At 35.3% G+C, this 11,266-nt stretch carries 10 protein-coding genes; 7 read left to right on the forward strand and 3 right to left on the reverse strand.

What is annotated here, in order from left to right:
- Nucleotides 1-384: 384 nt before the first annotated feature.
- On the reverse strand, nt 385-1,998 hold the full coding sequence (locus BUA89_RS15800) for a pyruvate dehydrogenase complex dihydrolipoamide acetyltransferase (protein ID WP_072960234.1): 1,614 nt from the start codon (nt 1,996-1,998) through the stop codon (nt 385-387).
- A 109-nt stretch (nt 1,999-2,107) separates the two neighbouring features.
- The gene (gene pdhA / locus BUA89_RS15805) at nt 2,108-3,109 is read right to left on the reverse strand and encodes a pyruvate dehydrogenase (acetyl-transferring) E1 component subunit alpha (protein WP_072960237.1); all 1,002 of its coding nucleotides are present in this window, start codon (nt 3,107-3,109) and stop codon (nt 2,108-2,110) included.
- A 127-nt stretch (nt 3,110-3,236) separates the two neighbouring features.
- Here pdhA and BUA89_RS15810 point away from each other — a divergent pair, with 127 nt between their 5' ends.
- On the forward strand, nt 3,237-3,839 hold the full coding sequence (locus tag BUA89_RS15810; RefSeq protein WP_072960242.1) for a phosphatase PAP2 family protein: 603 nt from the start codon (nt 3,237-3,239) through the stop codon (nt 3,837-3,839).
- Between the two features lie 9 nt (nt 3,840-3,848).
- Nucleotides 3,849-4,322 carry a BlaI/MecI/CopY family transcriptional regulator gene (locus BUA89_RS15815; protein WP_072960247.1) on the forward strand — a complete coding sequence of 158 codons (474 nt, stop codon included), beginning with the start codon at nt 3,849-3,851 and terminating at the stop codon, nt 4,320-4,322.
- A 42-nt stretch (nt 4,323-4,364) separates the two neighbouring features.
- On the opposite strand, the gene BUA89_RS15820 is transcribed toward BUA89_RS15815, so the two are convergent.
- The gene (locus tag BUA89_RS15820; protein WP_072960250.1) at nt 4,365-4,772 is read right to left on the reverse strand and encodes an RNA recognition motif domain-containing protein; all 408 of its coding nucleotides are present in this window, start codon (nt 4,770-4,772) and stop codon (nt 4,365-4,367) included.
- 373 nt (nt 4,773-5,145) lie between these two features.
- Between BUA89_RS15820 and BUA89_RS15825 the strand changes: the two genes are divergently transcribed.
- From BUA89_RS15825 to BUA89_RS15845, 5 genes are all read left to right on the forward strand, one after another.
- Complete coding sequence (locus BUA89_RS15825) at nt 5,146-5,547, forward strand: acyl-CoA thioesterase (RefSeq protein ID WP_072960254.1); 402 nt, start codon at nt 5,146-5,148, stop codon at nt 5,545-5,547.
- Nucleotides 5,544-6,104 carry a helix-turn-helix domain-containing protein gene (locus tag BUA89_RS15830; RefSeq protein WP_072960257.1) on the forward strand — a complete coding sequence of 187 codons (561 nt, stop codon included), beginning with the start codon at nt 5,544-5,546 and terminating at the stop codon, nt 6,102-6,104. Before BUA89_RS15825 ends, BUA89_RS15830 begins: the two co-directional genes overlap by 4 nt.
- Nucleotides 6,105-6,390: 286 nt before the next feature.
- Entirely contained in the window at nt 6,391-9,237 is a 2,847-nt protein-coding gene (locus tag BUA89_RS15835; protein ID WP_072960261.1) for a heavy metal translocating P-type ATPase, read from the forward strand.
- Nucleotides 9,238-9,354: 117 nt separating this feature from the next.
- The gene (locus BUA89_RS15840) at nt 9,355-10,083 is read left to right on the forward strand and encodes a DUF72 domain-containing protein (RefSeq protein ID WP_072960265.1); all 729 of its coding nucleotides are present in this window, start codon (nt 9,355-9,357) and stop codon (nt 10,081-10,083) included.
- A 128-nt stretch (nt 10,084-10,211) separates the two neighbouring features.
- Nucleotides 10,212-11,078, forward strand: coding sequence for a polysaccharide deacetylase family protein (locus BUA89_RS15845; RefSeq protein ID WP_072960268.1), 867 nt, complete (start codon nt 10,212-10,214; stop codon nt 11,076-11,078).
- The last annotated feature ends 188 nt before the right edge of the window (nt 11,079-11,266 follow it).

An 11,266-nucleotide genomic window follows, 5' to 3' on the forward strand; every position in this document is an offset into this window, starting at 1 on the left:
CGATTTTAACCACGAAGCGCACTAAAGATTTCGCAAGGAACACAATAGTTGTGAGCTTTGTGGATAACCTTAGTGTATGTTGTGGTAAAAAACAATCATAATTACAGTAAACTGCATTTAACTATAACATATTGCTGACAATCAGAATAATATTATAAGATTCTGGCTAAAAAACTAAACTCTTTTCTGGGAAAGCTTCTTCTACCCCTGTGACAAACTTTCCGGAAGACGGGTAATCCTACCGCACTCTGTAAGAGACTTTCCTATTAATCCGAAGAGTCGGCGCAACGTGTAGCGAACTTTCGGAGAAGATATTAAAAAAACATAAAAACAATAAAACCTCCCAAAATTGAGAGGTTTTTATTATTTCAAAACTTAGAAAAATTACAGTAACAATGTTAATGGGCTTTCTAAATATGTTTTTAAAGTCTGTAAGAACTGAGCTCCGGTAGCACCGTCTACCACTCTGTGGTCACAAGCTAATGAAAGCTTCATGATGTTTCCAACCACGATCTGTCCGTTTTTAACAATCGGTTTCTCGATAATTGCTCCTACTGAAAGGATGGCAGAGTTTGGCTGATTGATGATACTTGTAAACGTTTCAATTCCGAACATACCCAAGTTTGAGATTGAGAATGTAGAACCTTCCATTTCGTTTGCTTTAAGACCTTTAGATTTTGCTCTTCCCGCCATATCTTTTACAGCAGCAGAAATCTGAGTATAGCTCATCTGGTCTGTATTCTTAAGAACCGGAACCACCAAGCCATCAGGAATTGCAACCGCTACACCGATATTGATGTTTCCTCTGTGAATGATCTTATCACCTGCCCAGCTTGAATTTACCTGCGGATGTTTTCTTAAAGCAATAGCAGTCGCTTTAATGATCATATCGTTGAAAGAAATTTTAGTATCCGGTAAAGAATTGATTTCTTTTCTAGCCTCGATCGCTTTATCCATGTTGATCTCTACCATTAAATAGTAGTGAGGCGCAGTGAATTTACTTTCAGAAAGACGTTTTGCAATGATATTTCTAACCTGAGAGTTTGGAGTCTCAGTATCTTCACCCTGAACGAAGCTTAATGCAACCTGAGCCGCAGGACTTGCAGACGGAGCTGAAGCTGCCGGTTTCGCAGATGGCTGATAATTTTCAATATCTTTTTTAACGATTCTTCCGTTTTCTCCCGAACCTTGTACTGAATGAATATCAACACCTTTATCCTGAGCCATTTTTTTGGCTAATGGAGAGATGGCCACTCTGTCTGAAGATGAAGCACTTGCAGCCGGAGCAACTTTTTCTTCTGCTTTAGCCTCAGTTTTTTGTTCAGCCGGTTTTTCTGTTGAAGCAGCAGCAGGTTTTGCTGCACCTACTCCAGAAACGTCTGTTCCTTCAGGACCGATAATCGCCAATACTGAATCTACCGGAGCAGCTCCTCCCTCTTCAACACCTTGTTTCAACAATACCCCATTGAATTCAGATTCGAAATCCTGAACGGCTTTATCTGTTTCGATCTCAGCAAGAAGATCTCCTTCTTTTACTGTATCTCCTACGTTTTTGTGCCATTTAGCCACTTTACCTTCTGTCATTGTATCAGAAAGTCTTGGCATCGTAATCACCTCTACTCCTGCAGGAACTTCAGCCGAAGTCTGCTCAACACTTGTAGAATTGTTTTCTGTTTTTGATTCTTCTTCAGATTTTTTTTCTTCAGAACCACCTGCTGCAGGAGCTGCAGCCCCACCCGTTAATCCTGAAATATCTTCACCTTCATTACCGATAATGGCTAAAACTGAATCTACAACTGCTGCGTTACCTTCTTCTACACCTACGTATAAAAGAGTACCTTCCACTTCAGATTCGAAATCCTGAACTGCTTTATCAGTTTCAATTTCAGCTAAAATATCTCCTTCCTTTACTTTATCTCCTACTTTTTTATGCCATTTTGCCACCTTTCCTTCCGTCATTGTATCGGAAAGACGAGGCATTGTAATTACTTCTGCCATAATTTTTTATAATTTGAAAATTTGGGAATTTGTTAATTTGAAAATTAAAAAAGATAATCATAATAAATCATTTTCAAATTTTCAAACTTTCAAATCGATTTATTATCTTTTAGTTTTCTAATTTATCTAAGAATGGATAATCTTCCTGAGCATACACATACTCATAGATTTTTTCAGGATCAGGGTATGGTGAATTTTCCATAAACTCGACACACTCTTCAACGAAATCTCTTGATTTGTTATCTGTAGCTTCCAGCTCTTCTTCCGTAGCCCAATTATTCGCCAGAATTCTAGCTTTGATTAATTCAATTGGGTCATCATTTTTGTGGATCGCCACTTCTTCTTTAGATCTGTAAGGCTCAGCATCAGACATAGAGTGACCTCTGTAACGGTAAGTTCTAGCCTCGATGAAAGTTGGCCCGTCTCCTCTTCTTGCTCTTTCGATCGCTTCATAAGCAGCTTCAGCTACTTTTTCAGGATCCATTGCATCTACTGCAAGACAAGGCATTTCGTATCCTAAACCTAATTTGTAGATATCTTCGTGGTTGGCTGTTCTTTTAACGGAAGTTCCCATTGCGTACTGGTTGTTCTCAACAACGAAAATCACCGGTAATTTCCAGTTCATCGCCATGTTAAACGTTTCATGTAATGAGCCCTGTCTTGCTGCTCCGTCTCCGAAGAAGCAAATATTAACCGCTTTTCTGTCAAAAAACTGATCTGCGAAAGCAATACCAGCACCCAAAGGAATCTGTCCTCCTACGATACCATGACCTCCGTAAAATCTGTGTTCTTTACTGAAAATGTGCATAGATCCACCCATACCTCCGGAAGTACCTGTAGCTTTACCACAAAGTTCTGCCATGATTCTTTTTGGGTCTACTCCCATTGCCATCGGATGAATGTGGCATCTGTAAGCAGTGATCATACTGTCTTTAGTTAAATCCATTGCATGCGCAAAACCTGCAGGAATCGCCTCCTGACCATTGTACAAATGTAAAAAACCTCTGATTTTTTGTTTTAGATAAAGAGAACGGCATTTGTCTTCAAACCTTCTCCACATTGTCATATCTTCATACCACTTCAGGTATACCTCTTTAGAAAATTCTTTCATGTGTTGAGCTCTTGCTTATTTATTATGAAATAGTTGAGCAAAATTATAAAAAAAACTTTGTTTTTATTGTATACATACCTATTGTTTTTTTGCTTATAGTATTATATTTACATTATCAAACTTAAATATGGAAGAAAAACAGCCTTCATTCACCCATAAAATTTCAAAAATAATCTCAGATTTTTTCAATCCTCTGGTTTCGCTCTTTATATTTTTCATTTATATGAGTGTCCGAAATTACTCTTTACACGATTCTCTTATTTATTTTCTTCCTATTCTTTTAATGATCATTGCTCCGGTTGTCATATGGCTGGTCTGGAATGTAAAAACAGGAAGATATACCAATATGGATGTCTCCAACCGAATCCAAAGGAAAACATTATATATATTTATCGCAGTATGCGTTGTTGCTTACTTAGCTTTCAACTATTTTAAGAACGGGTATATCGATTTTGTCATGCTTTTTATATTAATTTTACTTTTTGCCTTGCAGATCAGTAATTATTTCATTAAAAGCTCGATGCATACAGCCTTTAACGTATTTGTAGCGGCCTTATTTTTTGCTTTAAATTCATCATTAGGTTTTGCTTGGTTAGGCATTGCAATTTTGGTAGGAATCACGAGAATTATTTTAAAAAGACATACGCCAAAAGAAGTGCTCATGGGAGCCGGAATTGCTTTTATGGTATCTTTTCTTTACCTTTATTGCAATATTCAATTTCAACATTAAGAATTTAGTATGAAGATCAATCATCTTACAGCTGCAGAAGAAAATTTAATGAAGCTGTTTTGGAAGCTGGAATCATTTTATTTAAAAGACATTATGGAACAGCATCCCGAGCCGAAACCACACCAGAACACCGTTTCTACTTATTTAAAAATATTAGTTGAAAAAGGATATTTGGCTACAGAAAAAGAAGGCCGGATTTTCAGATATAAAGTTTTGGTTCCGATGGAAGATTACAGAACGTTTTTATTAAAAGAGCTGTCGGCTAATTTTTTTGATAATTCAGGAAAAGAAATTGTAAATTCTTTAATTAATGAAAACCTTATTTCTCAGGATGAGCTAAAGGATTTTGGTATATCTGCTCAAATTACTCCAGTAAAAACCAAAGAGCCAAAATTTGAATATGCCAACGAAGTGCTGAATCCTAAAAAGGACAAAAAGAAAACCAAGGATAAGGATAAAAAGAAAAAGAAGAAAAAGGACTAATTCCTAGGCATAAAAAAAGCGGCTCAAAAGCCGCTTATATTTTTACCAACGTTTTCCACCGCCGTTTCCACCACGATCTCCTCCACCGTAGCCTCCGCCACTGTTTCTGTTACCACCGCCGTAGCCTCCGCCACCGCTTCTGTTGTTACCTCCGTAACCTCCGCCTCTGTTTCCACCGCCGTTGTTACTGAAAGTTCTTCTTGGCTTCTCCTCTCTAGGTTTAGCTTCTGAAACGTTAAGTGTTTTCCCGTTGAATTCTTTCTGATTAAGAGCTTCAATAGCCTGTTGTCCTTCAGCGTCCTCCATTTCGACAAATCCGAAACCTCTAGAACGACCAGTTTCTTTATCTGTAATGATTTTTACAGAAGAAACTTCTCCAAATTCTGAAAATAGATCTTGCAACTCATAATCTTTAGTTGCATAATTGATGTTTGAAACAAAAATGTTCATCTTAAATAAAATTAAAATAAGTTAAAAATGATTTGGTTTATACGAGAAAAACAACATAAAGAATGAACAAATATTGATTCCAGATATAAGACAGGTGCAAGATACGATTTATAATTTCATATCAAAGCTTTTTTTTAAAATATTTCGGCAAAATTTTCAATCAAAATATTATTTCGTTAAAAAGTATTAATTCATCATGAAATATTTATGAATATTCGTTAAAAGCGAATGTTATTAACAAAATTTATCAATCTGATCACCATAAATCTAAACAAATAATTGAGAATATAAATAATTCTCTTCGGATAACTGAATCTGAATCGTTTGATAAAGCCACTTTTAAACGTTAAATTTGCCACACAAATCTTCAAATATGAACTATCACACTAGAAAATGGGTAAAACCTGAAGATCTTAACCCCAACCAATCACTTTTTGGAGGAAGGTTATTACAGTGGATCGACGAAGAAGCTGCCTTATATGCTGTAATTCAGTTAGAAAACAAAAAAGTAGTTACCAAATTCATTTCAGAAATCAACTTTGTAAGTTCGGCAAAACAGGGTGATATTATTGAGATAGGAATTGAAGTCACAAAATTCGGTTCTACATCACTTACTTTAGCTTGCGAAGTACGAAATAAAATGACGCACCAAACCATTATTACGGTAGACAGAATTGTTATGGTAAATCTTGATCAGGACGGAAATCCGGCGCCCCACGGGAAAACAAAGGTAGAATTTGTGAAAGACAGATTAAGCAACAGAGATTCTTTATGAAAATCTTTATAAAAAATATGGTTTGTGGCAGATGTATTTCTGCAGTTGAAAATATTTTTGGTAATATGAACATTAAGATTAAAAATATTAATCTTGGTGAAATCGAAACTGAATTCGAAGTTTCTTACAAAGACCTGCAATCTCTGGAAAAGCATTTAACAGAAACAGGTTTTGAACGAATAAAAGATTCAGCACATCAGTTAATTGAGAAAATAAAAAATCAGATCATCGTAAAGATCAGCGAGCTTGATATTGATGAAAACTTCCTTTTATCCGAATTTTTAAGCTCCGAATTGCATAAAGATTACAGTTCGCTTTCCAAAACCTTTTCCCAAAACGAAAATATCACTTTAGAACAGTTTTTTATTCTTCAAAAAATTGAAAAAGTAAAAGAACTGCTTTTATACAATGAATTTACTTTAACCGAAATCGCCGGAAAACTTGGTTACAAAAGTGTTCAGCATCTATCATCACAATTCCGAAATAGTACGGGCTTCACTCCTACTGAGTTTAAAAAACTGAAAGTTCACAACAGAAAACCGCTTGACCAACTTTAATGGGTTAGAGAGTGCTAGAGTTTGAGAGTTTTTTGGGTTAAAGTCTCGCAGATTATGCAGATTATGCACATATTTGCATAAATTTTTATGATATTTGAATTAAAAAGAATCTACGCAATCTGCCAAATCTGCTAGAAAAATTAAAAAACTCTTTACACTAAAACTCTAATACCCTCCAACACAAAAGCTCTCTCATCCCCAAGACAGAATTCTATAAACATTATCCTTAAATTTATAACACGTTTCCATTTGCATTTTGGAGATTTGTAGTATAAATTAAAAGATCATGGACAAACAATATAAAATTCTCGGAATGACATGTTCAGGCTGTCAGAAGAAAATTTCTGAAAAACTGAACAGCATTGAAGGTATCAAAGCGGATGTGAATTTAGAAAACAGCACCGCAACCATTTCTTCCGAAAAAGAATTTGGATTAAATACATTAAATAAGGCTTTAGAAGAAATCGGGAACTATAAATTAGAAGATCCAAACAATCCTGAAAAGGCTTTTATCAAACCTCAGGACAGAGTTTCGCCATCTTCTGTATATTATTGTCCGATGGAATGCGAAGGTGATAAAGTCTATTTCCAGCAGGGAAAAAGATGTCCGGTCTGTAATATGTTTTTGGTTCCGATCGAAGAAAAACAAGCCAAAGACCCAAACTTCAAACCCGCTTATTCTAAAACCAATCTTCCTGAAAATTTTAAAGATAATATCAGGAAATTTTATTGTCCGATGTTTTGTGAAAGCGATAAAGTATATGACAGTAATATCGGATGTCCAGTTTGTCACATGCATTTGGAGGAAATTACCGAAGATTTAGTAAAAAATTCCGAAACACATTCACATAATCACTCTCACGAACACAATCATCACCATCATCATGAAACTCCAAAAGTAACGGATGAAATGGCTGGAAAATACTATTGCCCAATGTATTGCGAAGGCGATAAAGTATATGACAGTAATGTAGGATGCCCTGTCTGCGGAATGGATCTGGTAAAATATCCCGAGAAAAAAGCAGCAAAATATACTTGTCCGATGCATCCTGAAATTATCCGTAACGAACCCGGAGATTGCCCGATTTGCGGAATGGATTTGGTCAGAATGCCCGATAAAAACGATGATGAAGATGAAACTTATAATATTTTAAAGAAAAAATTTATTATTTCTTTACTGTTTACTATTCCTGTTTTCATTCTTTCGATGGGTGGAATGTTCCTTCAATTTCCTTTTTCACATCAGATTCAGGGAGTTATTGAATTGGTCTTAACGCTTCCCGTTCTGTTCTATTCAGGTTGGTTTCTGATGAAAAGAGGCTGGGTTTCCTTTAAAACATGGAACTTAAATATGTTTAGTTTAATTGTTTTAGGCGTCGCTGCAGCATTTATTTTCAGTATTGTAGCTTTGGCTTTTCCAAGCATCATTCCGCATGAAATCCGTGGTCATAATCATGAAATTCCGTTGTATTTTGAAGCAGTTTGTGTGATTTTAACTTTAGTCATTTTAGGTCAGCTAATGGAAGCTGCAGCTCATAAAAAAACAGGCAATGCAATCCGTGAACTGATGAATCTTTTTCCTGACGAAGCAAATCTTATCATTAATGGAGAAGAAAAAAAAGTATTGCTTTCTCAGGTAAAAATCGGGGACTTATTAAAAGTAAAACCTGGCGAAAAAATCCCTGTTGACGGGAAAATTACAGAAGGAAATTCTTATGTGGACGAAAGTATGATCACGGGCGAACCGATTCCCGTTGAGAAAAGCATCAACGATAAGGTGTCTTCGGGAACCATCAATGGAAACCAGGTTTTCATCATGAAAGCAGAAAAAGTGGGTGATGAAACATTACTTTCACAGATCATTAAAATGGTGAATGAAGCCAGCAGAAGTAAAGCTCCGATCCAGAAACTGACGGATAAGGTATCTAAAGTATTTGTTCCGACTGTTATTTTAATTGCTGTTTTAACGTTTATTTTATGGCAGTTTTTCGGTCCGGAAGGTCAAAAAACATTGTTTGCTTTTGTAAATGCAGTTGCGGTATTGATTGTTGCCTGTCCTTGTGCTCTAGGTTTGGCAACACCGATGTCCTTGATGGTCGGAATTGGAAAGGGTGCAAAAAACGGCATCTTAATTAAAAACGCCGAAGCTCTTGAACAAATGAATAAGGTAAACGTTCTAATTACCGATAAAACAGGAACTTTAACGGAAGGAAAACCATCTGTAGAGCATGTTGAAACAATCAATAATGATCAAAATTCAATTCTGAAAATAGCCTATTCTTTAAATCAGAATTCAGAACATCCGCTGTCGAATGCCGTGATTAAAAAAGCAAAAGATGAAAATATCTCCGCTGAGAAAGTAGAAAAATTTGAAAATATTTCAGGGAAAGGCGTAAAAGGAAATATCGATGGAAAAACGGTTTATCTGGGAAACGAAAGTTTATTGACCTCAAATCAAATTTCAATTCCCGATAATCTGAAACAAAAAGCCATTGAAGTTCAGGAAAAAGCACGCACAATTTCTTATGTTGCTCAGGAAAATGAAGTATTGGGATTCATTAGTTTTACTGATAAAATCAAAGAAAGTTCTAAAAAAGCGGTTCAGCGATTACTCGGCGAAGGCATTGACGTCATCATGATGACCGGAGACAACGAACATACCGCAAAAGCCGTCGCAGATGAATTGGGAATCAAACATTTTAAAGCCAACTGTCATCCAGAAGACAAATTAAATGAAGTTAAAAAACTACAGCAGCAAGGAAAAATTGTAGCAATGACCGGTGATGGAATCAACGACTCTCCCGCTCTTGCACAAGCCAATATCGGCATCGCCATGGGAACCGGAACCGATGTTGCGATTGAAAGTGCTGAAATAACATTGTTAAAAGGTGATATTTTGGGTGTTGCCAAAGCCAAATTATTAAGTGAAAAACTTCTTAAAAACATTCAGGAAAACCTGTTCTTTGCATTTATCTACAATGTTTTGGGAGTTCCGATTGCGGCAGGATTATTGTATCCTTTTTTCGGAATTCTGTTATCCCCGATGATTGCAGCAGCAGCGATGAGTTTCAGTTCTCTTTCTGTAATCTTAAATTCTTTGCGACTGAATTCGGTTAATTTGGATATTAAATAATATCTCGCAGGCAGATCTTGCAGATTACGTAGATTTTTTTCATGATCTGTAATGAAAAAATATATGTAATCATCTGCGTAATTTGCCTAATCAGCGAGAAACAAAAAAATAAAAAACATGAAAAAAGAAAGTCTTTACATCGGCTGTTCAGGGTTTTACAATAATGATTGGAAAGGAACATTATATCCTGAAGACGCAAAAAGTAAGGATTTTCTTTCGTTATATTCTCAGGAGTTTAATTGCGTGGAGATCAATTCTACTTTTTACAGGAAACCCACGGCAAAAACATTGTTAAAATGGTTTGATGAAACGCCAACTGACTTTAGATTCTTCATCAAAATTCCCAAAACCATTTCCCACGAAAAACGATTGAAGGACTGTAGAGAAGAAATCTCGGAGTTCTGTCTTCATATTGAATCTAATCTGAAAGAAAAACTTTCGGGTTTTCTTTATCAGTTTCCACCTTCTTTTAAAAATACTCAGGAAAATATCGATCTGATCCTGAGCAGTTTATATTTTAATTATTTAAATGTTATTGAATTCCGTCATGAGTCTTGGTGGAATGATGATATTTTTAAAATTTTAAAGGAAAAGAATGTTATTTTTTCCGGTGTCAGTTTTCCGGAAAATCTGCCGGAAGATGTTATTGTCAATCATCCTGAAATTTTATATTACCGACTTCACGGAAAACCGGTTCTTTATAAGTCAGAATACAGTGAAGAATTCATTAAAAATTTAGCTGGAAAAATCAGAAATTTTCAACATAAATCATTTATCTTTTTTAATAACACGTGGGGAACAGCAGCAATTAAAAATTCTCTGTATTTAAAAGAAATTTTTAAATAAAATCCGTTAAAAATAAAATTCTTAAAATAAGCTTAAAAAGTAATTTTTAAGTATAATCGGCATATTTTTTGTTAAGAATATTTTAGAAAAATTAACAATTTTTAACAACTTAAATTCCATTTAATTTTATGACAAAAATTTTTGCGGGAAAGTCTCCAAAAAAGACTTTTCTTGGGATGTTTGCAGTGATGAGTGCAACTTCAATTTTTTTAAACAGCTGTAATGCGAAAAACGAAAAAACTGATTCTGAAAAAATCATTTTAAAAAACCCTCCCGTCGCAAAAATAGTCCCCAAAATTGATGATGAAAACGTTTCCACAAACAAAAGAGTAATCTATCTGACGTTTGACGATGGCCCTAATCGCGGAACCGAAAATCTTTTAAAAATACTTCACAAAAGAAATGTTTGCGCAACCGCTTTTCTGGTCGGAAAACATGCTGTTGGAAGTAAAAAGCAAAAGGAGGATCTTGAACTCTTAAAAAAAGATCAATTGATAGAACTGGCCAACCACAGCTTTACCCATGCCCATAATAAATATACCGATTTTTACAAAAATCCGGCTGCTGTTGTTCAGGATTTTGATGTTGCAAAGGACAGCCTAAAATTACTAAACAAAATTGCAAGAACTCCCGGAAGAAATATCTGGAGACTCAATAATATTACGGTTACTGACCTTAAAAGCTCAACTGAAGCCGCAAACAGCCTAAAAAAAGCAGGTTACCAAGTAATAGGTTGGGATCTTGAGTGGAAGCCTACCAACAAAATGGAACTTAAAGGAAAACATCAGGAAATGCTGAAAAAAGTGGACAGTATTTTTTATAATGATCTGGAGAAAACGTCAAGACATCTTGTATTTCTTACACACGATCAATATTTAACGGATGCGGATTCCATCAACGAACTGGATCTTTTTATTGAGAAATTACAGAAAAGCAACCGGTTTGTTTTCAGGAAAATTTCAGAATATCCGAAGATTAATGAGGTTTTGAATTAATTTTTTATCTCCCACAGATTTCACAGGTTTTCACAGATTACTATGCAGATTTTTTATTTTTAAAGAAATTAAACATAACATCTGTGAAAATCCGTGTATTCTAAGACATATGCAAATTATATCTCACTAAATTTACGAAAGGTTCTTCTCTTTTTACAACGGCAAACATTCTGTAAACGAGTTTACAG

The sequence above is a fragment of the Chryseobacterium arachidis genome (assembly GCF_900129245.1).
Taxonomy (GTDB): domain Bacteria; phylum Bacteroidota; class Bacteroidia; order Flavobacteriales; family Weeksellaceae; genus Chryseobacterium; species Chryseobacterium arachidis.